The sequence below is a fragment of the Ruegeria sp. C12 genome, assembly GCF_056537745.1.
Map to the genome: position 1 here is coordinate 38,580 of NZ_JBQFSA010000003.1, position 20,499 is coordinate 59,078.

At 59.7% G+C, this 20,499-nt stretch carries 20 protein-coding genes; 12 read left to right on the top strand and 8 right to left on the bottom strand.

The annotated features are described in order from the left end of the window. Positions 1 to 91: 91 nt before the first annotated feature. The 3 genes from ACR0C9_RS07555 (at position 92) to ACR0C9_RS07565 (ending at position 2,861) form a co-directional block, all read left to right on the top strand. Complete coding sequence (locus ACR0C9_RS07555; protein WP_170631117.1) at positions 92 to 1,114, top strand: calcium-binding protein; 1,023 nt, start codon at positions 92 to 94, stop codon at positions 1,112 to 1,114. A gap of 143 nt (positions 1,115 to 1,257) precedes the next feature. Next, entirely contained in the window at positions 1,258 to 1,527 is a 270-nt protein-coding gene (gene rpsO / locus ACR0C9_RS07560; protein ID WP_170453629.1) for a 30S ribosomal protein S15, read from the top strand. Positions 1,528 to 1,769: 242 nt separating this feature from the next. Then, positions 1,770 to 2,861 carry a Hint domain-containing protein gene (locus ACR0C9_RS07565; protein WP_480583815.1) on the top strand — a complete coding sequence of 364 codons (1,092 nt, stop codon included), beginning with the start codon at positions 1,770 to 1,772 and terminating at the stop codon, positions 2,859 to 2,861. 65 nt (positions 2,862 to 2,926) lie between these two features. Here ACR0C9_RS07565 and ACR0C9_RS07570 read toward each other — a convergent pair whose 3' ends face one another. Both ACR0C9_RS07570 and ACR0C9_RS07575 read right to left on the bottom strand, forming a co-directional pair. After that, on the bottom strand, positions 2,927 to 4,528 hold the full coding sequence (locus ACR0C9_RS07570) for a BCCT family transporter (RefSeq protein ID WP_170453627.1): 1,602 nt from the start codon (positions 4,526 to 4,528) through the stop codon (positions 2,927 to 2,929). Between the two features lie 202 nt (positions 4,529 to 4,730). Next, positions 4,731 to 5,489: a DUF3299 domain-containing protein gene (locus ACR0C9_RS07575; protein ID WP_480780719.1), complete on the bottom strand. Its 759-nt coding sequence runs from the start codon at positions 5,487 to 5,489 to the stop codon at positions 4,731 to 4,733. Positions 5,490 to 5,772: 283 nt separating this feature from the next. On the opposite strand from ACR0C9_RS07575, the gene pnp reads away from it, so the two are divergent. The 6 genes from pnp to ACR0C9_RS07605 all read left to right on the top strand — a co-directional run bounded on the left by pnp (position 5,773) and on the right by ACR0C9_RS07605 (position 11,909). Further along, a complete protein-coding gene (gene pnp, locus ACR0C9_RS07580; RefSeq protein WP_170453626.1) occupies positions 5,773 to 7,923 on the top strand; it encodes a polyribonucleotide nucleotidyltransferase in 2,151 nt (716 codons plus the stop codon). 208 nt (positions 7,924 to 8,131) lie between these two features. Beyond that, positions 8,132 to 8,404 (top strand): PepSY domain-containing protein, encoded by a 273-nt coding sequence (locus ACR0C9_RS07585; protein ID WP_170453625.1) that lies wholly within the window; start codon positions 8,132 to 8,134, stop codon positions 8,402 to 8,404. Between the two features lie 23 nt (positions 8,405 to 8,427). Next, entirely contained in the window at positions 8,428 to 8,937 is a 510-nt protein-coding gene (locus ACR0C9_RS07590; protein ID WP_170453624.1) for a helix-turn-helix domain-containing protein, read from the top strand. A gap of 153 nt (positions 8,938 to 9,090) precedes the next feature. After that, positions 9,091 to 9,780 carry an outer membrane beta-barrel protein gene (locus ACR0C9_RS07595; RefSeq protein WP_170453623.1) on the top strand — a complete coding sequence of 230 codons (690 nt, stop codon included), beginning with the start codon at positions 9,091 to 9,093 and terminating at the stop codon, positions 9,778 to 9,780. Between the two features lie 240 nt (positions 9,781 to 10,020). Then, positions 10,021 to 11,034, top strand: a complete 1,014-nt coding sequence (locus ACR0C9_RS07600; protein ID WP_170623236.1) for a Hint domain-containing protein — start codon at positions 10,021 to 10,023, stop codon at positions 11,032 to 11,034. 101 nt (positions 11,035 to 11,135) lie between these two features. After that, entirely contained in the window at positions 11,136 to 11,909 is a 774-nt protein-coding gene (locus ACR0C9_RS07605; RefSeq protein ID WP_480780720.1) for a glycosyltransferase family 25 protein, read from the top strand. Positions 11,910 to 11,949: 40 nt separating this feature from the next. Here the strand turns inward: ACR0C9_RS07605 and ACR0C9_RS07610 are convergent, their stop codons facing one another. Beyond that, positions 11,950 to 12,600 carry a peroxiredoxin gene (locus tag ACR0C9_RS07610; protein ID WP_480583794.1) on the bottom strand — a complete coding sequence of 217 codons (651 nt, stop codon included), beginning with the start codon at positions 12,598 to 12,600 and terminating at the stop codon, positions 11,950 to 11,952. Between the two features lie 211 nt (positions 12,601 to 12,811). Here ACR0C9_RS07610 and ACR0C9_RS07615 point away from each other — a divergent pair, with 211 nt between their 5' ends. Then, positions 12,812 to 14,251 carry an aldehyde dehydrogenase family protein gene (locus tag ACR0C9_RS07615; protein WP_480780721.1) on the top strand — a complete coding sequence of 480 codons (1,440 nt, stop codon included), beginning with the start codon at positions 12,812 to 12,814 and terminating at the stop codon, positions 14,249 to 14,251. Between the two features lie 54 nt (positions 14,252 to 14,305). On the opposite strand, the gene ACR0C9_RS07620 is transcribed toward ACR0C9_RS07615, so the two are convergent. Further along, entirely contained in the window at positions 14,306 to 14,740 is a 435-nt protein-coding gene (locus ACR0C9_RS07620) for a glyoxalase superfamily protein (RefSeq protein WP_170631145.1), read from the bottom strand. Positions 14,741 to 14,917: 177 nt separating this feature from the next. Further along, a complete protein-coding gene (locus ACR0C9_RS07625) occupies positions 14,918 to 15,769 on the bottom strand; it encodes a bifunctional helix-turn-helix domain-containing protein/methylated-DNA--[protein]-cysteine S-methyltransferase (RefSeq protein ID WP_170453618.1) in 852 nt (283 codons plus the stop codon). Positions 15,770 to 15,899: 130 nt separating this feature from the next. Here ACR0C9_RS07625 and nth point away from each other — a divergent pair, with 130 nt between their 5' ends. Continuing rightward, positions 15,900 to 16,544 carry an endonuclease III gene (gene nth, locus ACR0C9_RS07630; protein ID WP_170453702.1) on the top strand — a complete coding sequence of 215 codons (645 nt, stop codon included), beginning with the start codon at positions 15,900 to 15,902 and terminating at the stop codon, positions 16,542 to 16,544. Further along, on the top strand, positions 16,541 to 17,530 hold the full coding sequence (locus ACR0C9_RS07635) for an adenosine kinase (RefSeq protein ID WP_170453617.1): 990 nt from the start codon (positions 16,541 to 16,543) through the stop codon (positions 17,528 to 17,530). Before nth ends, ACR0C9_RS07635 begins: the two co-directional genes overlap by 4 nt. Positions 17,531 to 17,695: 165 nt before the next feature. Here ACR0C9_RS07635 and ACR0C9_RS07640 read toward each other — a convergent pair whose 3' ends face one another. From ACR0C9_RS07640 to ACR0C9_RS07650, 3 genes are all read right to left on the bottom strand, one after another. Further along, a complete protein-coding gene (locus ACR0C9_RS07640; RefSeq protein ID WP_480780722.1) occupies positions 17,696 to 18,535 on the bottom strand; it encodes a DUF547 domain-containing protein in 840 nt (279 codons plus the stop codon). Further along, positions 18,532 to 19,905, bottom strand: a complete 1,374-nt coding sequence (locus tag ACR0C9_RS07645) for a radical SAM protein (RefSeq protein ID WP_170453615.1) — start codon at positions 19,903 to 19,905, stop codon at positions 18,532 to 18,534. Before ACR0C9_RS07645 ends, ACR0C9_RS07640 begins: the two co-directional genes overlap by 4 nt. Before the next feature lie 67 nt (positions 19,906 to 19,972). Further along, complete coding sequence (locus tag ACR0C9_RS07650) at positions 19,973 to 20,458, bottom strand: RNA pyrophosphohydrolase (protein WP_170453614.1); 486 nt, start codon at positions 20,456 to 20,458, stop codon at positions 19,973 to 19,975. Positions 20,459 to 20,499: the final 41 nt, after the last annotated feature.

Sequence of the window (20,499 nt, forward strand, 5' to 3'; positions counted from 1 at the left end):
GGGTTAACCACGGACTCAGGCTTGCTTTGACCAAACCGGGAGCCGGATGGGATAGTTCAACCTCGGAGCAGTGTGCTTTCGGAGGGTTCCCATGTTTCTGGCCGGATTGCTTGGATTGGCCGCCGTCGGCGGCGCGGCTTACGCCATGAGCGACGTGTTCGCGACCGAAGAGGAACCCGAAGACGACGAACCGATAAACGACACGCCCGAGGAACCAACCGAAGGCGAATTTCTGGATATTGGCGAGAACGTTGAAGAACCTGAAACACCCGAGGGTCCGGAGATCTCGACCGGCACCGTAATCTCCGAACATCTTGGTGATCTGGTGATCGCAGGCTCTGACGGTACAGATGAAATCACCGGGCAGGAGGGGGACGACCAGATCAACGGCTATGGCGGAGACGACATCATCAATGGCGGTTGCGGCGATGACGTTCTGCACGGGGGCGACGGTCAGGATGTGATGTCCGGCGGGCACGGATCGGACATTCTGCATGGCGAGGCGGACGACGACCTGCTGTCCGGAAATGCAGGAGACGACAAGCTGTATGGCCATTTCGGCGCCGATGAGCTGGACGGCGGCGAGGGCGCGGATGCGCTCTACGGTGGTCAGGGCGACGACAGGCTGGCAGGCGGCGCAGGCGATGACGCGCTGCACGGTGGATATGGCAATGACACACTATCCGGGGGCGAAGGCGAAGATGTGCTGTTTGGTGGTGATGGCGATGACGTGCTGTTTGGCGGCGAAGACGGCAATTCGCCCAGCACCGACTTTCTGAACGGTGGCACCGGCGACGACACGATCCTGGCCCAGGGCGGAGATGTGGCCAATGGCGGCCAGGGGGCCGACCAGATCATCCTCGACACCGAAGGGGATGACGAAGAGGTCACCGTCATGGGTTTCCAGCCCGGTGAGGACAAGTTGCTGATCACATGGGACGCCTCGGACGATCCCGACATTCAGATCCAGCAGGACGAAGAGAACACCAACCTGACCCGCGTTGTCATCGACGGGCAGGAGGTTGCGCATCTTTACGGGGCCGACGGGATGACCAGCGACGACATCCGATTGATTACCGAAGCCCAGCTGGCCAAGTACGGGCAGACGCACTAGCCTCGCAGAATCCCTTTGCCATTGGCAGAAAAAGCGCCTATACGCGCCCATCCGCATCGGAATCGGTGCGGGTTTCTCCATGGGCCTGTGCTGGACGACATCCCGGCCTGCGCCATTAACTCTAACCTTTAAAGGAGACCCCGATGTCGATCACTACTGCTGAAAAAGCACGCGTCATGAAAGAATTCGCAACCAAAGAAGGCGACACCGGTTCGCCTGAAGTTCAGGTTGCGATCCTGACCTCGCGCATCAACACCCTGACCGAGCACTTCAAGACCCACAAGAAAGACAACCACGGTCGTCGCGGTCTGCTGAAAATGGTTGCTCAGCGCCGTAAACTGCTGGACTACCTGAAGGGCAAGGAAGAAGCGCGCTATCAGGACCTGATCAAAAAGCTGGGCATCCGCCGCTAAGCGTTTGCACGTCTCGTCCCGAGCACGAGACCCGGTTCAAGAAAACGCGACGCCCGCCAACAGGTGGGCGTTGGTGCATTTGGGCAACCCTTTGCACACCGCAAATCGTCAAGAAATTGCCGATCAAGCGACAGGCTAATGACACGATCATCATTAGTAGTATTATAAATTTGGCAGTTGCGCTTAACCGGTCCTTAAGCGTGCGACTGCAAGTTGGGTAACAAGTTTTGTGAGTAGGCGCGATGGCGACACTGGATCAGGCCATATGGCTGGATGGTACGGGCACGGCCCAGGATGGCAGCACCGTTGTATCGGACGGGGCAAATTCTACAACGATCACGGCAGATTTCACCGGTGATTGGGTGAGCGACAACCCCGGAAATTCGGGCGCAGACATCAACTCCAACTTTGCGACCACTCCGAACACAGCGGATTTCAGCTTTTCAAACCCCGTAAACAATCTGTCGTTTGATCTTGGGGGGGTAAACGCCAGCGGGTCATTCAACGACGGGTATCAGATTCTGATTCTGGATGAAGACGGAAACCCAATCCCATTGTCCGAAATCACGATCACTCAAAGCGCCGGCGGGACGATCAACATCACCCAGGACGCCGCAGGCAACATTCTGATTGACCCGGATACCGCAATCCCTAACGTCCTGTCGTTTTCGACCGCTGGTCCGGTGTCTCAGGTCATCATTACCTCGACCCCGTCGCCTGATGGCTCATCCACAGGCGGCTCGGGGATTGGCGACTTCTCGTTCGACGTTCCCCCGCCGCCACCCTGTTTTGCGCGTGGTACGATGATCGAAACCCCGGACGGGCCAGTTGCTGTGGAAGATATTCAGGCCGGTGATCTGGTGGTCACCAAGGATAACGGCGCGCAGCCGGTCCGATGGATCGGATCACGCCGCGTTCCCGGCAAGGGCAATCGGGTGCCGGTGGTGTTTCAGGCCGGCACAATCGGCAATGACCGTGACCTGACGGTCTCGCAGAACCATCGCGTTTTGCTGTCCGGCTGGAAGGCCGAGATGTTGTTTGGCGAAACCGAATGTCTGGTTGCGGCGAAAAGCCTGATCAACGGCGAAACGATTTACCAACAGCCTTGCGCCGAGGTCGAATACTTCCACATCCTGTTTGACCGGCACGAGATCATTTTCAGCGACGGGGCCGCAACAGAAAGTTTTCTGCCCGGTACCGTTGGCTTGTGCAGTCTGGATCATGACCTGCGCTCGGAAATTCTGGACCTGTTCCCAGAGTTGGGGACATCAGGCAGCAACTCCTACAGCCCGGCCAGACCCCTGTTGAAGTCTTTTGAGGCGGTTGCCCTCTGATCCGGTTGCGACAGACCAAAAGAAAACGCCCGCCGATTGGCGGGCGTTTCTGTGACTAAAGGTGCTTACATCTTGGCGTGCTCTGATTTCAACGCCAACCACAGGCAGTAGCACATCATCAGCACCACCAGCGTGAATGGAATGCCCGTCGACACTGCCGCCCCTTGCAGCGCGGACAATCCGCCGCCCAGCAACAGTGCAATGGCCACCAGACCTTCCAGCGTGCACCAGAACACGCGCTGAACAACAGGCGCATCCATCTTGCCACCCGCCGTGATCGTGTCGATCACCAGCGATCCCGAGTCGGACGAAGTGACAAAGAACACCACGATCAGGATCAGCGCGATCGGAGCCACGATGCCATAAAGCGGCAGTTCTTTCAGGAAACCGAACAGCGCGCCTTCGGGGGCGTAGCTGTCGATCACTGTGGCGCGGACACCTTCTGCGCCGCCCGCGTTCAGCATGTCGATCGCGGCACCACCAAAGGTCGACATCCACAACGCACAGACGGCCGTTGGGGCCAACAGCGCGCAGAGGATAAACTCACGCACCGTGCGACCCTTGGAGATGCGAGCAATGAACATGCCCACAAAGGGCGACCACGCGATCCACCATGCCCAGTAGAAGGTCGTCCAGCCATGGAAGTAACTGGTATCTTCGCGCCCGAACGGGTTGGACAAGGCCGGAAGGTGCGTCACATAATCCACCATGACGTTGAAATAGCGCGCAATGGCTGTACCAACACCGGTGACGACGATCACGAAGATGAAGAGGCCCACGGCCATGATCATATTGATCTCGCTTAGCCGTTTGACGCCCGCATCCATACCCATCAGGACCGAGCCCAGCGCGATCAGCGTGATACCGATGATCAGCAGAACCGTCACGGTCGGGCTGGGTGTGATGCCGAACACCTCGTTCAGGCCAGCCGCAACCTGTTGCGCCCCAAGACCCAAAGAGGTGGTGAGGCCGAACAACGTGGCAAAAACCGCCAGCGTGTCGATAATGTGGCCCCACCAGCCCCAGACCCGCTCGCCCAGCAACGGATAAAAGGCCGACCGCAGGGTCAGTGGCAGGTCCAGATTGTAGGCAAAAATCGCAAGGCTCAGACCCACAGCGGCGTAAACCGCCCAGCCTTCAAGGCCCCAATGATGGATCGTGCCCACGATGCCTGCGTATTCGTTACCCGGCACGGCAATGTCGATGCCCAGGGGCGCGGCGTTGCCGCCTTCGGCGAAGTTGTAATAAACCGGCTCCATCACGCCAAAGAACAGCAGACCGATGCCAATACCGGCGGCGAACATCATCGCGATCCAACCGGCATAGGAATAATCAGGCTCGGCGTCCTTGCCGCCGATCCTCACCTTGCCGACAGGCAGAACGATCAGCACCAGACAGAACAGGGTGATTGCATCGACCGAGAGTACAAGGAACCAGTCAAACGTGCTGGTCAGCCAGGGCCGAAGCCAGCCAAAGAACGAGGCCGCGGCCTCCTGATTGGCCAATGCGATCAGGACGAACGCAAAGATCAGGATACTCGAGATCAGGAAGACCGGATTGTGTATGTCCAGACCGAATGGCCGGACGTTATCCTGCCCCAGCTCATATTCGGTTTCGAAGTCATAAATCCGGGGATCCGGATCAAGCATTTTCTTGGTTTCAGCCATTCGACTTTCCCTCAGTTTGCTACGTGCAAACGCCAAGGTATTCGGTCGAAGACGGCCTTATTTTTGTAGTCCCTTGGCGCGTTCCCGTCCTTGCGACCGCAGGTCTTGTGGGTCGAGCCTACACCGTCATCATAATATGGCAAAATTATTCTTTTTTCGGAATGTGTTGATCACGGAGTCAAGGCAAAGGGCGCAAACCGGTTCATGGGCCTTCGACAGGCCCGCCGGATTTCTGCTGAAGCGCCGCGCGTAAACGATCATGCACCGTCAGGAACTCCTGAAAATGCTCCTCGCCGCTGCCCAAGGGTTCGGCGTTGTGGACATCCAAACGGAACGTGGCCCGCATCGGAACCTGCCCGTCGATCACAAACATCTCGTACTCCGTCGGCGCAATGGTCAATCGCCCGGTCAGGCGAACACGCTCATAATACAAGGTCGGGGCCCACTGGTCCGAAAGCCGGACACGGATCATCTGATTGGGCGGGGGTGGCGGCAGGTGGCTGCACATACCGGGCTGAGGCACCAGATAGGCCACACCATGCCCCTGTTCATCCGAAGGGGCGGGGATCACATAGCCGGTGATTGTGACAACCTGATCGTTGACCTTGGGGTTCCCGGCGGTATCAGCCATCTCGCGACGCTGAATCACCGCATCACGCTGGGACATGAGCCGGTCGATATCGATCTGATCGGCGGCCAGCGCCTGTTCCGTTTCGGACAAAAGCTCTTGCCATTTGTGTTGTTCGTCCGCGCTGCCGACATCCTGCTGCAAGCGCCCACGCAAGCGCAGCGCAAAGCGCAGGTCATCAAACTGCTCGGCGCTCAGCTCGCGAAACGGGTCTTCAAAGTCCTGCGCGGCAGGGTCCGGCAGATCAGACCACTCGACAGGTTGGGACGCCAGTGCCGCAAAACCCCACAGGGTCAGCAACGCGACGCTCAGCAACCGCAGGCAAAAGGTCATGGCATCCTCGGGTATGTGACATGTGTTACCATGTAAGCAATCCTGCGTGTTTTGCCACACACGGTTGTTCAGCAACGGTCACACTCCGGGCATGGCGGTCCACCGCCGCCTTGTGCGGTTTCGCTTTCCTTCCAACGTTTTCTGCTGTATGCGCGCGGTATCTGAGACGTTGTGCCCTGACCCCGGCACTCGAATGGAAGATAAAGTGGGGTCGGCGGCAATGGGGCCGCCATGCAAACCGGAGACCCGCAGGGGCGGGAGTGCTCCGTTCTAGGATACGCATATGTTTGATGTAACGAAGAAATCGATTCAGTGGGGCGAAGAGACGCTGACACTGGAAACCGGCAAGGTTGCCCGTCAGGCCGACGGCACCGTGATCGCCACGCTGGGCGAAACCAGCGTCATGGCGAACGTGACCTTTGCCAAGCAACAAAAGCCCGGTCAGGACTTTTTCCCGCTGACCGTGCACTATCAGGAAAAATACTATGCCGCCGGTAAAGTTCCGGGTGGCTTCTTCAAGCGCGAGGCGCGCCCGACCGAGAAAGAGACGCTGACCGCGCGTCTTATTGACCGTCCGATCCGCCCGCTGTTCGTTGACGGCTTCAAGAACGAAGTTCTGGTCATGTGCACCGTGCTGAGCCACGATCTGGTCAACGACCCCGACATCGTCGCGATGATTGCCGCTTCGGCTGCCCTGACCATCTCGGGCGCGCCGTTCATGGGCCCGATCGCCGGTGCTCGCGTTGGTTTCGTGGATGGCGAATACGTCCTGAACCCGACCGTGGACGACATGCAGGACCTGCGCCTGAACCCCGAACAGCGTCTGGATCTGGTTGTGGCCGGTACCAAAGACGCCGTGATGATGGTCGAATCGGAAGCGTACGAACTGTCCGAGGCCGAAATGCTGGGCGCCGTGACCTTCGCGCACGAGCAAATTCAGCCGGTCATCGACCTGATCATTTCGCTGGCCGAAGAAACCGCGAAAGAGCCGTTTGACTTCGCCGCCCCCGATTACTCGGAGCTGTACGCCGCTGTTGCCGCTGCCGGTGAAGAGCAGATGCGCGCCGCCTTCGCGATCACCGACAAGCAAGAGCGCACCGCCGCTGTTGCCGCTGCCCGTGAAGCGATCAAGGAAGCATTGACCGAGGAACAGCTGGAAGACGCGAACCTCGGCTCGGCGATGAAAAAGCTGGAAGCTGGCATCCTGCGCGGCGACGTCGTCAAAGGCGGCAAGCGCATCGACGGTCGTTCGACCACCGACATCCGTGGGATCGAAGCCGAAACCTCGATGCTGCCCCGAACGCACGGTTCCGCCCTGTTCACCCGTGGTGAAACACAGGCGCTGGCCGTGACCACGCTGGGCACCGGCGATGATGAACAGTTCATCGACGCGCTGCATGGCAACTTCAAATCGAACTTCCTGCTGCACTACAACTTCCCCCCCTATTCGGTTGGTGAAGTTGGCCGCGTGGGTGGCCCGGGCCGTCGTGAGATCGGTCATGGCAAGCTGGCATGGCGCGCCCTACAGGCGGTTCTGCCTGCGGCAACCGACTTCCCCTACACGATCCGCATCGTGTCGGAAATCACCGAATCCAACGGCTCCAGCTCGATGGCGTCGGTCTGCGGCGGCTCGCTGTCGATGATGGATGCGGGCGTTCCGCTGAAAGCACCGGTTGCCGGTGTGGCCATGGGTCTGATCCTGGAAGATGACGGCAACTATGCCATCCTGTCGGACATTCTGGGTGACGAAGACCACCTGGGCGACATGGACTTCAAAGTGGCTGGTACCGAAAACGGCATCACCTCGCTGCAGATGGACATCAAGGTCGCAGGCATAACGCCCGAGATCATGGAGAAAGCCCTGGCGCAAGCCAAGGACGGCCGGATGCACATTCTGGGTGAGATGGGCAAGGCGCTCTCCGAGACCAACGAGTTTTCGGTCCACGCTCCGCGCATCGAGACCATGAACATCCCGACCGACAAGATCCGTGAAGTGATCGGCTCGGGCGGCAAGGTCATCCGCGAAATCGTCGAGACCTCGGGTGCCAAGGTCGACATCAACGACGACGGCGTCATCAAGATCGCCTCGCCCGATGGGGAGTCGATCAAAAAGGCCTATGACATGATCTATTCAATCGTGGCCGAGCCGGAAGAGGGTCAGATCTACACCGGTAAAGTGGTCAAGATCGTCGACTTCGGTGCCTTCGTGAACTTCTTTGGCAAGCGCGACGGCCTGGTCCACGTGTCCCAGATCGAAAACCGCCGCCTGAACCATCCGTCGGATGTTCTGAAGGAAGGCCAGGAAGTAAAGGTCAAGCTGTTGGGCTTTGACGATCGCGGCAAGGTCCGCCTGTCGATGAAAGTGGTCGATCAGGAAACCGGCGAAGAGATCGTGCCCGAAAAGAAAGAAAAGAAAGAGGAAGGTGCAGAGTAAATCTGCTTCCCTATTCTAATGATGAAGGCCCCGGTGATCCACCGGGGCCTTTTTTATGCCACTCTGCCGCCCGTGGGCTTTGATATAGCCTGATCGAACGCATAAACCTTGGTCCAATTGCATCCAATTCAACCAAAGCCCAATCGAAACGATCCGGGCACCCTCCCAACTCCATTGCGTTGAAACGCGCAAAAACAGGAGATGCGATATGGAAAACCTGAAAATTCTGACCCTTGCCGGTTTGATTGCAGCAGCCCCCGCGCTGGCCCTGGCCAATGTGGGGCTGGGCGAAAAACTGGGGACGGATGAGGCTGACATCCGTGCGGCGCTGGAGGCGCAGGGCTATGTGGTCGAAGAGATCGAATTCGAAGACGGCGAGATCGAGGTTGAACTCAGCAAGGATGGCGTGGAAACTGAACTGGTCCTGAACAAAGTCGATGGCACCGTAACCGCCATCGAACTTGAAGAGGATGACGACTGACCGCGCGACCCTGAAGGAGCATCATGAAGATATCGCAAACGTCTTTGTTGTGGCTCCTTTTGGTGGTGCAGGCCCTCTGCGCCACCTTTTTCCTGACCGATGCACTGCTGGATTGGACCGGGGGCGAAAGCGCCGGCTTCCGGTACTTGCACAGTTTTGAACTTTTGATCTCAATAGCGCTTTTGGGTGGATTGGCGGCAGCGATTGCGCTGATCCGCGCCCAGAACCGGCGCGTTCGGGATATACAACGGCAGCTTGGCGTGGCCCAAGGCGCGTTCGCACAGGTTATCGGCACCCAGTTTGACGAATGGCGGCTAAGCAAAGCCGAACGCGATGTTGCGCTGCTCTCGCTCAAGGGCCTGTCGATTGCCCAAATCGCGGAACTTCGGCAGACCAAAGAAGGTACGATCAAGGCCCAAAGTGCTGCAGTATACCGCAAAGCTGGCGTGTCCGGCCGCTTGCAACTGCTCAGCTTCTTTGTCGAGGAACTGCTGTCAGAACCCCTCATGGAACGACCAACATCCCGAGGGTAAGCCCGCCCTGCGACTGCAATTGTTCAATGGGCTACTTATTCACTCACCCACACCCAAAATCCCGTGACGCGAAGTGATGGTCGCGCGCCTTCCTTTTGACCTCCGATTGCCCACATCAGCGCCATGGACCATTCGGAACAAAGGACATGGATTATGGTTTCTCGACTTCTTCTTACCTCGGCGGCGCTGATTTTGGGTGTGACCGCCGCGTCAGCGCAAAGCCTGACGGACGGCACCTATATCCACGGCTTCCTGGGCTATAGCGACCTTCAGGATACCGACTTCAGCGGCAGCATCGGCGGCGCTTCCGAATCCGTCGACACCGATTTCGATGGCGGTGTCGGTCTGGGGATCGCAATCGGTAAAGAGATCCCTCAATGGTCCAATGACGCCATTGGCACGCGGATCGAGCTGGAGCTGTCCTATCGCGACAACAACGTGGACGGCGTCAACTTCTCCGGAAATGGCCCGGGGGCCGAGGGTAATATCTCGGGCGATGTGACCCAAACCTCGCTCTTTGCCAATGTGCTGTTCGACTTCAAGGGTAACAGCGCCTTCACCCCCTATGCCGGTTTCGGTCTGGGTGCGACCTATTCTGATATCGATTTCGCCTACGGCCCCGGCGTCACGCTGGATGACAGCGGCACCGATTTCGCGGCACAGCTGATCGCCGGTGTCGCCTATGACATCAACGAAGACACCGCCTTTACCGTTGATGCGCGCTATACCCGTGCCTTCGACGTCTCATCCGCGCGTCTGGCCCCCACCGGCGCTTCGACGGGAACGGTCGAGGATGACTTGGACACGTTCAGCATCAATTTCGGCCTGCGCTACGGGTTCTGAGCCCCACCAAGGGCGGTGTTCGTCTCCGGTTTCGCCGCCCCTGGCGTGCCTCCGCCCAAGTGGCGGGGGCATGTATTTTCAAAACTCCTGTTATCCGTGAAAGCCCGGTTCTCGGGATTCACCCCATCCCATATCCATGAGGTCGCGCGCTCGGTTTAGTAAACCATATGTTAACACTTATAAGTTGAATTAGCCCAAACTTAAGGAAAACTTTTGTAAATTCTGGGAAGACGTTCCGCCGTGGCCTCCATCACCATCTACGAACTCAGCGCGGACCCCTTCAGCACCAATAGCGTTTCAATCGAAGCCGCATATAGCGCGGACATCATCGATGATGACACGTTTCTGCAAAGCTCGGATTCCAGCACTCAACTGGATCTCAGCGGTGTCCCGAACTTCCACAACTCTTCCTCCAGCTTTCAGGTGTTCGAAACCTATCAGGGCGAAATCAACGGGCAGGCTGTGTCCTTTGTCCAATTGCAGTTCACCTCTCCGATCTATGTGGTTGTCACATCGGGTCAGGCCAACGTCGGGGACACGATTGCAGTCACCAGCAGGCCCTCATCAACACCCCCAACCGAATACAGCACACTACCGTCCTTTGTCTGCTTCACCTCCGGATCGATGATCCTGACACCAACAGGCCGCCGCCGGGTCGAGGCTTTGCGCCCCGGAGATCCCGTCATCGTTGCCGGAGGTCAGGTTCGGCCCGTCCGCTGGATCGGCAAACGCAGGCTGTCCCGGCAAGACCTGCGCCAATCCCCGCATCTCTGTCCGATCCGGGTCAGGTCGGACCATTTTTCAACCACCTGCACCAATCGCGATCTGGTGGTTTCACCGCAACATCGGATCGCGGTTTCCTCCCCAAAAATGGAGCTTTTTTGTTCCGCCCCAATGATGCTGGCCCCGGCCAAAAATCTGGTTGATGGCAAATCTGTCCGCCAGTTGCCACCAGATGAAGGCGTCGACTACATCCATATCCTGTTCGATCAGCATGAACTGGTGAATGTCGATGGCATCTGGTCTGAATCCCTTTATCCGGGCGACACGACGCTTAGCGCGATGACCGCCGAGACCCGAAAGGAACTGCTAAACCTATTCCCGACGCTCAGGCAGGGCGCAAAAGGATACGGCCCCACCGTCCTGCCCGTCCTGAAACCCTTCGAAATACGCCTGCTGCGGCACACGCTTATATTAAACTGCGGGCTGGAAAATCCCTGGTCGATAACCCGCCCCGCCGCCCACGCAGCTTGAACCCCTGGAAAACGGCCATTATCTGCCAAATGGAACATTTCAAACAGTCACGGCTCTGTGTTTCGCCATCACCACCCTTCCCCAACACGCCGGGGTGCTCTATGCACATGCCAATGCGCTCGTTCGTCATTCATATGTCTTCCAGCACCGCCCGGCGGGAAAACGCCGAAAGGCTTTGCGCGGACCTGCCCAACGCCAAATTGTTCGAGGCCGTGAACGGGCGCGACCCGGAACAAATTTCGGATGTCTGCCTGCATCCCGGCAATCTGCATCGGCCCCACTACCCTTTTGCGCTGCGGCCCACCGAGATCGGCGTGTTCCAAAGCCACCGCCGCATCTGGCAGAAAATGGTGGACGAAAACATCGATCTGGCACTCATCACCGAAGATGATCTGCGTATCGACCCTGCCCAATTGCAGCAGATCCTGGCGCTTTTGAATCGCGAGGCGACCCCGGATCACTACATCCGCATACCGGTCAAACAACGCGAGATTCCGGCACAAACCATTGCCGAGGAAAACGGGCTGCGCCTGGTTCTACCTTGGGTGGTCGGGTTGCAATGTGTCTGCCAGATGGTGGGACGTCGCGCCGCCGCGCGCATGTTGGCCGCCACGGATCAGATCGACCGCCCGGTCGATACGTTTCTGCAAATGCACTGGCTGACCGGCCAACCGATCCACACCCTGCTCGGCAGCGGCAACCGGGAAATCGCCGGTGAAATCGGCGGCTCGACAATCCAGAAAAGCCCGCCGTTCAGCGACAAGCTGACCCGCGAATTCAAGCGCGCGGCCTACAGGGCAAAACTCTACAGCTACCCACAGCGCCCGCCTGCTTCATCTGGCCATAAATATCCTCGGGGGGAGTCGCGCCTCTAGGCGCGGCGGGGGGCAGACAGCCCCCCTGACCCGGTCCGTCTTAAGACGGCGCCTTGGTCTTACGCAGATAAGGAAAGATCGTCTCGAACTCGCCAAATTTCTCTTTGGCATCTTCATTCGACACGGCAGGTGGAATGATCACATCCTCGCCCGGCACCCAGTTCGCAGGCGTCGCAACACCTTTGGCGGACATCTGCAACCCGTCCAGCGCGCGCAGGATCTCGGCAAAGTTCCGGCCCACGGTCATCGGATAGGTCATCGACAGTTTCAACTGCTTGTCCGGCCCAATGATAAAGACCGACCGCACGGTGGCGCTGTCGGCGGGGGTGCGCCCGTCGGGCAGGTAGGCTTCGGCAGGCAGCATGTCAAACGCTTTGGACACGGCCAACCCATCATCGGCGATGATCGGAAAACCGGGATTGGCGTTCCCATAAGCCTCAATGTCTTTCTTCCACTTCTTGTGATCTTCCACGCCATCGACCGATACGCCGATCACCTTGGTGTTGCGGGCCGCCCATTCGTTATTCAACTGGGCCACAGCCGAAAATTCGGTGGTGCAAACCGGGGTGAAGTCTTTCGGGTGCGAGAACAGGATCGCCCAGCTGTCACCGATCCAGTCGTGAAACTGAACGGTGCCCTGATCCGTTTCTGCGGTGAAATTGGGAACCGTGTCATTGATGCGCAAACCCATGGTGCATCTCCTTTCCTGTGAAAAACCCGAGTCGGTTGCCGTAAACCTAAACACTCTGCGTCAGAGTTAAACCATTGGCCCGCGCAAGGATACGCCATTCCCGCTGCAAGCGGTAAGAGATTTGATCAAAACACCCTCTTGCCCCGCTATGCCGCCAGTGCCAGAGTGCCCCGAAACCGGCCCCAATGCCGTCTGATCAGGAGGGAGAGCCATGATCGAAAAGCGTGAATTCTACATCAACGGCCAATGGGTTACCCCATCCGCGCCCAATGACTTCGACGTCATCAACCCATCGACAGAAGAGCCCTGCGCAGTGATCTCACTGGGCGGGCAGGCTGATACCGATGCCGCCGTTGCTGCCGCCAGGGCGGCCCTGCCCGGCTGGATGGCCACCCCGGTTGCCGAGCGGATTGCACTGGTCGAGAAACTGGCCGGGATCTACCAGACCCGCAACGAGGATCTGGCACAGGCTATGTCGCTGGAAATGGGAGCCCCGATCGATTTGGCGCGGGCGGCTCAGGCAGGGGCGGGCATGTACCACCTGAACACCTTCATCCGCGCAGCCAAGGCCTTTCCCTTCGAACATCCGCTGGGCGATCATGCCCCAAACGACCGCATCATCCACGAGGCCGTCGGCGTTGCCGGTCTGATCACGCCCTGGAACTGGCCGATGAACCAGATCACGCTCAAAGTTGGGGCCGCCGCGATTGCCGGATGCACGATGGTTCTGAAACCGTCCGAGCAAAGCCCGCTGAACGCGATGATCTTTGCCGAGTTGATGGACGCCGCCGGTTTTCCGCCCGGCGTGTTCAATCTGGTGAATGGCGACGGGGTTGGCGTCGGTTCGCAATTGTCCAGCCATCCGGATGTGGACATGATCAGCTTTACCGGCTCGACCCGTGCGGGAACCGCAATTTCCAAGGCAGCTGCGGAAACATTGAAGAAAGTACATCTGGAACTGGGCGGCAAAGGCGCGAATGTGGTCTTTGCCGATGCGGATGCCAGCGCGGTGAAGCGCGGTGTCTTGCATATGATGAACAACACCGGCCAAAGCTGTAACGCCCCCAGCCGGATGTTGGTCCAGCGCCCGATCTACGATCAGGCCGTCGAAACCGCCGCCGAGGTGGCCAACATGGTCAAGGTTGGCCCCGCTGCCGAGGAAGGCCGCCATATCGGCCCTGTGGTGAACGAGGCGCAGTGGAGCAAAATTCAGGACCTGATCCAGAAAGGCATCGACGAAGGCGCGCGTCTGGTCGCAGGCGGCACCGGACGGCCTGAGGGTCTGAACAAGGGCTACTACGTGCGACCCACGGTCTTTGCCGATGCCAATAACCAGATGACCATCGCGCGCGAGGAAATCTTTGGCCCCGTCCTGACCATGATCCCCTTCGACACCGAGGAAGAGGCAATCGAGATCGCCAATGACACGCCATATGGCCTGACCAACTATGTCCAGACACAGGATGGCGAGCGCGCCAATCGCATGGCGCGGGCATTGCGCTCGGGCATGGTCGAGATGAACGGCAAATCGCGCAGCGCGGGGTCTCCGTTCGGGGGCATGAAGCAATCCGGCAACGGGCGCGAAGGTGGCATTTGGGGGCTTGAGGATTTTCTGGAAGTCAAAGCCGTCGGTGGCTGGGCCGCCGAGTAACGCCTGTTTTCTACGATCAAAATGTGAGGCACCCCAGGGTGCCTCGCTTTATTTTCAGGCTGGTTGGACGACAAGCTGCGGCTCTCCGTCCGATGTATGACGGGTAGACCGCCCGTCCCAACCGATCTCGCCGGTCACGCGCTGCCGGAAGGCCGAGAAGCTGTCAAACCGCACCACGTCCACGGGCGCGTCGAATTGCAGCGTCACACGGCGGTGCCCGCCATCACCCAACATCGTCAAACCGCGAATGACCGCATTGAACGGCTGACCCAGATAGCGTCCTTTGACCCGGTCACCGACCCTGAGATGCAGCCGGTTGCCAGCCATCGCACGCAGCGTGTTCCAGTCTTTGGCCCCTTGTTGATGGGCCACCAGCTCTAGGGCCTCGCTATGCGACAGGATCACATCCGCGCTGCGCAGCCTCTCGCGCAGTCGCTTTGCCTGCGCCTTCAGCTCCGAAACCGGAGCGATGTCTTGATCAATAGTCATGTCTTGCCTCGCTTCCTTATAGGGGCGCGAAATCAGGACGGTGTTCGCATTGCCATCCGTGCGCCAGGAAAGGGCAACAGATATGCATTCAACCGGGTTTCACCAAAGCCAAAGGCCGCGAACGGCAGGGGACCCGTACCTGGCGCGCCATATGACAGCGCCGGGACGTTCTGTCAATCAGGCATCCGCCTGCGCGGCTTCATAGGCCAGCATCGCGCGTTTGACGGGCAGGCCCCAGTGATAGCCGCCAAGCCCGCCCGATTTGCGCAGCGCCCGGTGGCAGGGGATCAGCCAACTGACCGGGTTGCGCCCGACCGCCGTTCCGACTGCACGAACGGCCTGTGGCGAGCCCACCCGCTGCGCGATCTCGGAATAGGTGGTGACTTGACCCGAGGGGATGTGCATCAGCGCCTCCCACACCTTGATCTGCAGGGGTGAGCCGATCAGGTACAAAGGCGTCGGCTGCAAACGGTCGCTGACAGACCCGAAGGCGCTCAGCACCCAGGGCCGCAGGTGCATCGGGTCCTCAACGAACTCGGCCAAGGGCCAGCGCGACAGCATATCCTCCATCGCCTCTTCCTCGCCGGTCTCGGCCCCGAAGGCCATACCGCAAATGCCCTTGTCGGTGCCCATCACCAGCGCGGGGCCAAAGGGGCTTTCGAACCAGCCCCAATAGATCGTCAGACCTGCGCCTTTGCGGGCGTATTCGCCGGGGCTCATGGACTCCCATTTCAGAAACAGATCATGCAAGCGGCCACTGCCGGACAGGCCCACGTTATGGGCGGTTTCCAGCGTCGTGAACCGCTCGCGCAGCAGCGCTTTGGCATGGCCCAGCGTCAGGTATTGCTGGTAGCGTTTCGGTGATACGCCGGTCCAGCGCGAGAACAGTCGCTGGAAATGGGCCGGGCTCATATCCATCTGCTGCGCCAGTTCCTCAAGACTGAGGCCCTCGCCGCCCTGATCGATCAGCTCGATCGCGCGGCGCATGACGTTGTAGTGGTATCCGCTTTCCGGGGTCTGGACGTTCATGGCAGTCACCTCATCTGATGCCAAAACCATAGCGCGCGGGTCACGCCCCTGCGACCCGGAACTTGCGCATTGGCTTTGGGCCAGAACCAAGGGGTTGTGTCATGGCCTTGCGGGCGGCATTAAGGCGCGGATGGCAAAGCAACTCGATTACCACACGATCCGCGAGATCTTTACGCGTTTTCAGGCAGCCGACCCCGAACCCAAGGGCGAGTTGGAGCATGTGAACGTCTACACTCTGGTCGTCGCCGTGGCGCTGTCGGCGCAGGCGACCGATGCGGGCGTCAACAAGGCCACGCGCGAATTGTTCAAAATCGCCGACACGCCGCAAAAGATGCTGGATCTGGGCGAAGAAGGTCTGACCCAGCATATCAAGACCATCGGCCTGTTCCGCCAGAAGGCCAAGAATGTCATCAAGCTGAGCCGTATTCTGGTCGACGATTATGGCGGCGAAGTTCCCAATTCCCGTGCCGCGTTGCAATCCCTGCCCGGTGTCGGGCGCAAGACCGCCAATGTGGTGCTGAACATGTGGTGGCGGCAACCGGCGCAGGCGGTGGATACGCATATCTTCCGCGTCGGCAACCGCACGGGTATCTGCCCCGGCAAGGATGTGGACGCGGTCGAGCGCGCCATCGAAGACAACATTCCTGCCGACTTCCAACTCCATGCGCATCACTGGCTGATCCTGCATGGCCGGTACCATTGCAAGGCGCGCAAGCCGCAATGCCCGACCTGCATCATCCGTGATCTCTGTCAATTCGAGGACAAAACCCTATGAAGACCTACCAACTGACCGGCATCGGAAATGCCGTTGTGGACGTGATTTCCCAGGCCGATGACAGTTTCCTGGAACTAATGGGCATCGAAAAAGGCATCATGCAACTGATCGAGCAGGAGCGTGGCGAGGTGCTGTATGCTTCGATGGAAGGCCGGGTGCAGACACCGGGCGGCTCGGTCGCCAATACGATTGCCGGTGCCGGGGCTCTGGGGCTGGACGCCGCCTTTATCGGGCGCGTGCATGATGACGCCTTGGGTCGGTTCTATGCGGATGCGATGAACGAAGACGGCGTCGATTTCGTGAACCCGCCGGTGCCGGGGGGTGAGTTGCCGACCTCACGCTCGATGATCTTTGTCTCGCCGGATGGTGAGCGGTCGATGAACACCTATCTGGGGATTTCCTCGGAATTATCGTCCGAGGATGTCTCGGCCGATGTGGCCAATAACAGCCAGATCATGTTCCTTGAGGGCTACCTGTTCGACAAGGAAAAAGGCAAGGCGGCATTCCTTGAGGCCGCGCGCACTTGCCATAAGGGTGGCGGCAAGGCCGGGATCGCGATTTCCGATCCGTTCTGCGTCGAACGGCATCGCGTCGATTTCCTGCTGCTGATCGAGAACGAACTGGATTTCGTGATCGGCAATGAGGCCGAAATCAAATCGCTGTTCGAAACCGATGATCTGGAAGAGGCGCTGGCAAAAACCGCCGGTATCTGCCCTTTGGTCGTGTGCACCCGGTCCGGCGATGGCGTGACTGTTCTGCATGATGGCCAGCGCGTCGATGTGCGGGTCGATAAGGTAGTGCCGGTGGATGCAACCGGGGCCGGAGATCAGTTCGCCGCAGGCTTCCTGTTTGGCATGGCCACGGGCCGCGATTACGAGACCTGCGCCCGCATCGGCAATGTCTGCGCCCGCGAAGTGATCAGCCATATCGGTCCGCGTCCCGAGGCCAACATGCAGGACTTGCTGCGCAGCGAGGGGTTGCTATAGGCGCGCCAGCGCCGACCTGCGGGGTGGCGCTTGTACCAATTGAACCTCGCACTTAATGGTGCAACCAACTGCGCGGGTAAAACAGAGATTGACGGTGCAAAAGCGCCGCCCCGTGGGGGCGGGTCGGCGCTGGCGCGGCGGCCTTTCGGCCTTGATCCCGCGCCTTTATGACCCCGCCGCCGCGCCGTTCAGCGCCCAGTCGTATCTATAAGCCTTAACGCGCCGGACTTCTTGCAATCTGGCGCGCAATTCAGGGGCGGCTGCGGTCTGGATATAGGTCAGCACGTCCTGCTCATTCGCTCCGAAATCCTCGCGGAACCAGATATAGATCTTGGACAGGATCAGCCCCCCGCGATCATCAAAACGCACGCCGCGCGGGTCGTTGATATAGGCCCGCTCGGCTGCGGCGAGGTCTTGTTTCAGAGTTCCGGCCTCCCACGCCCGATCCATCAGGTTCGGGCAGCCCACGGCGGCGCAGTTCAGAGCGTAATGGATGCGCGGCTCATCAAATCCGGGGCGGATGATCCGGTGTTCGATATCGTTGAGCGTCAAACTCTGCCCTGCGACCGTGGCCAGGGGGCGATCCCATGGGCCAAAGGAAAGCGGCCCGTCGGTGATGTCGCGGATCGAGTCGACCGGATAAGCCTCAAGGACGACATCCACGGTCAGCGCGTTGTAGAGGTTGATCCAATAGGCCAGTTGCTGATCGCGTGTCAGGCGTGCCGGGTCAACGGATTGCAATTGCCCCAGATACTTATCCAAACGATCACGATCAGACGCGGTGACGCTGGCATAGGCCACGCGGTTCACCCCCTGCGCATCGGGCGCGACATAGCGGGACAGAAACGCGCTCCAATCGCTGTGATTCACGCGCTGCCCGGGCGGCGGGGCACTGCGGGTCAGGGCGTTGCCCGGCAAGGCCTCGGCAGGTGGCAGGGCCAGCCGTTCGACACTGGCGCAGGCCGCCAGCAAAGGCAGCAGCAAGACGATCAGCAGCTTTTTCACGAGGCATCCTTTCGGTCCCGGCGGGTCAGACGCATCTGCCCCTTCAATCGCTTCAGCGGCGCATGGGCCGGGTCGCCCAGCGCAGGAATTTCCGGCCGCGACGACAACCCTCGCATCGCCGCGTTCCACCAATAGGTTCCCATCGGGCTATCGATCCGATCCGGAGCGGCCAGATGCTGATCGCGCTGGGCATTGTGGACGCACATGGACAAGGGTCCGTTCCCGGTCGCCACCATGAACACGCATGAGGCGCAGCGATCCGCCTCTAACGCATCTGCCGCCATGAAGTTGTGGATGAACACCGCCTGCCGCCGCACCCGACCGCGGAGCAAGCCCGGGCCAAGTCGGGCGACCGAGGCCACCAAATGCGCCACCGCCCACACCGCCAAAACCGGATGCCGCAGCACCAACCGACGGACCGTGGACCGGATCACAAGATGCGCCTCGCGCCCCGTGTCCAACCGCTCCAACGCGGCGATCACCTGCTGCACCAGCTTGGCGTTCGACAGCAAGGAGACCGCTCGCCCCCCGGCGGTCAGGACGCTGGCGTAGCGGTTGCAGGCAGAATGACCGACGGAAGCCGCATCAAAATCCAGTGTCGTGCCATATCCACGCTCGATCGCGCGCATCACACTGTCCTGCGTGATGGCATCCGGGCGGGCGCGCAGCACGCCGCGCCCTGTATCGGCCTGCATCTGGAACGAGACAAAGGCAACCTCGGGCTGGTCCCGGAAGAACCGCGCCAGATCGGGCAGATCGCCAAAGTTGCCGCCAAACACCGTCGTGTTGAACAGGACCCGCACACCCAAGCCACGGGCGCGGGCAAGGTATTTTTCGCGCACAGTGTTCAGTTCAGCCTCTGATCCGAACCCGTTGCGGTCCTGAGTCATATCGACATGGAACGCGACATCATCCAGACCGGCCGCCGCCAGACGGGTCAGAAACGCCCGGCTGGCGCGGATGCCGTTTGTCATCAGGCAGGACCGCATGCCCAACCGCTTGATCTCGCGGCACAGCGCCTCAAGGTCTTCGGTTTTGCGCAGGGTCGGGTCGCCGCCGGTCAGCTGTACCGATGCACCACGGCCATAGTGGCTGTTGATTGTCGCAATCCGCGCAAACAGGACCGACAGCGGCGGATCATAGGTCATCTCGGCCCGGTCCGAGAGGTAACACAGCGTGCAGTCCAGATTGCAGCGCTGCGTCACCTCAAGCGCAACGCAGGCCATCGGGTAGAACCGGCCTGCTGTTTGAGTGGCCCCAAACTCACCGCACCCTTTCAAACCGTCGCGCAAGGGCGCGCGTCGGTCTGGGCCTTCAAATCGGCGTCCGGCGGGTTTGGCTGTGATCGGTTCGGGTAAGGTGTCTTTCATGGACCCCAAGCTAAAGGGGGTCTCAGGACGCGACTACGCCCCCTCACGCCAACGTGCGGGGCGGTGATCAGCCCAGATGTTCGGAAAACGCAGCCACCACCTGTTCATAGACGTCACGCTTGAAAGGCACAATTTCTTCAATCAGCCGATCCGGGTCCTGCCATTTCCACTTGGTGAACTCAGGATGTTCGGTTTCGATGTTGATCTGATCGTCGCGGCCCGTGAAGCGCAGCAGGAACCATTTCTGCTCTTGCCCGCGATAGCGGCCTTTCCAGATCTTGGGCACGATGTCATGCGGCAGATCATAGGGCAGCCAGCCATCGGTTGCGGCCACAACCTCGACCAGATCAGAGGTGACGCCGGTTTCCTCCCACAGCTCGCGTAGCGCCGCATCGCGGGGGTCTTCGCCCTTGTCCACACCCCCCTGCGGCATCTGCCAGGCGTCCTTGTGGCGATCGTTGCGCTGACCGACAAAGATCTGCCCATCGGCGTTCATCAGCATCAGACCAACGCAGGGGCGATAGGGCAGTTTGGCGATCTGATCAGGGGTCATGCACGGCCTCGCAAGGTTGTTTTGCCCACCTCTAACAAGCG

Excerpts from the sequence above, each read along its gene's own strand:
- ACR0C9_RS07555 (WP_170631117.1), top strand. The coding sequence starts at position 92 with ATGTTTCTGGCCGGATTGCTTGGATTGGCCGCCGTCGGCGGCGCGGCT.
- rpsO (WP_170453629.1), top strand. The coding sequence starts at position 1,258 with ATGTCGATCACTACTGCTGAAAAAGCACGCGTCATGAAAGAATTCGCA.
- ACR0C9_RS07565 (WP_480583815.1), top strand. The coding sequence starts at position 1,770 with ATGGCGACACTGGATCAGGCCATATGGCTGGATGGTACGGGCACGGCC.
- ACR0C9_RS07570 (WP_170453627.1), bottom strand. The coding sequence starts at position 4,528 with ATGGCTGAAACCAAGAAAATGCTTGATCCGGATCCCCGGATTTATGAC.
- ACR0C9_RS07575 (WP_480780719.1), bottom strand. The coding sequence starts at position 5,489 with ATGACCTTTTGCCTGCGGTTGCTGAGCGTCGCGTTGCTGACCCTGTGG.
- pnp (WP_170453626.1), top strand. The coding sequence starts at position 5,773 with ATGTTTGATGTAACGAAGAAATCGATTCAGTGGGGCGAAGAGACGCTG.
- ACR0C9_RS07585 (WP_170453625.1), top strand. The coding sequence starts at position 8,132 with ATGGAAAACCTGAAAATTCTGACCCTTGCCGGTTTGATTGCAGCAGCC.
- ACR0C9_RS07590 (WP_170453624.1), top strand. The coding sequence starts at position 8,428 with ATGAAGATATCGCAAACGTCTTTGTTGTGGCTCCTTTTGGTGGTGCAG.
- ACR0C9_RS07595 (WP_170453623.1), top strand. The coding sequence starts at position 9,091 with ATGGTTTCTCGACTTCTTCTTACCTCGGCGGCGCTGATTTTGGGTGTG.
- ACR0C9_RS07605 (WP_480780720.1), top strand. The coding sequence starts at position 11,136 with ATGCACATGCCAATGCGCTCGTTCGTCATTCATATGTCTTCCAGCACC.
- ACR0C9_RS07610 (WP_480583794.1), bottom strand. The coding sequence starts at position 12,600 with ATGGGTTTGCGCATCAATGACACGGTTCCCAATTTCACCGCAGAAACG.
- ACR0C9_RS07615 (WP_480780721.1), top strand. The coding sequence starts at position 12,812 with ATGATCGAAAAGCGTGAATTCTACATCAACGGCCAATGGGTTACCCCA.
- ACR0C9_RS07620 (WP_170631145.1), bottom strand. The coding sequence starts at position 14,740 with ATGACTATTGATCAAGACATCGCTCCGGTTTCGGAGCTGAAGGCGCAG.
- ACR0C9_RS07625 (WP_170453618.1), bottom strand. The coding sequence starts at position 15,769 with ATGAACGTCCAGACCCCGGAAAGCGGATACCACTACAACGTCATGCGC.
- nth (WP_170453702.1), top strand. The coding sequence starts at position 15,900 with ATGGCAAAGCAACTCGATTACCACACGATCCGCGAGATCTTTACGCGT.
- ACR0C9_RS07635 (WP_170453617.1), top strand. The coding sequence starts at position 16,541 with ATGAAGACCTACCAACTGACCGGCATCGGAAATGCCGTTGTGGACGTG.
- ACR0C9_RS07645 (WP_170453615.1), bottom strand. The coding sequence starts at position 19,905 with ATGAAAGACACCTTACCCGAACCGATCACAGCCAAACCCGCCGGACGC.
- ACR0C9_RS07650 (WP_170453614.1), bottom strand. The coding sequence starts at position 20,458 with ATGACCCCTGATCAGATCGCCAAACTGCCCTATCGCCCCTGCGTTGGT.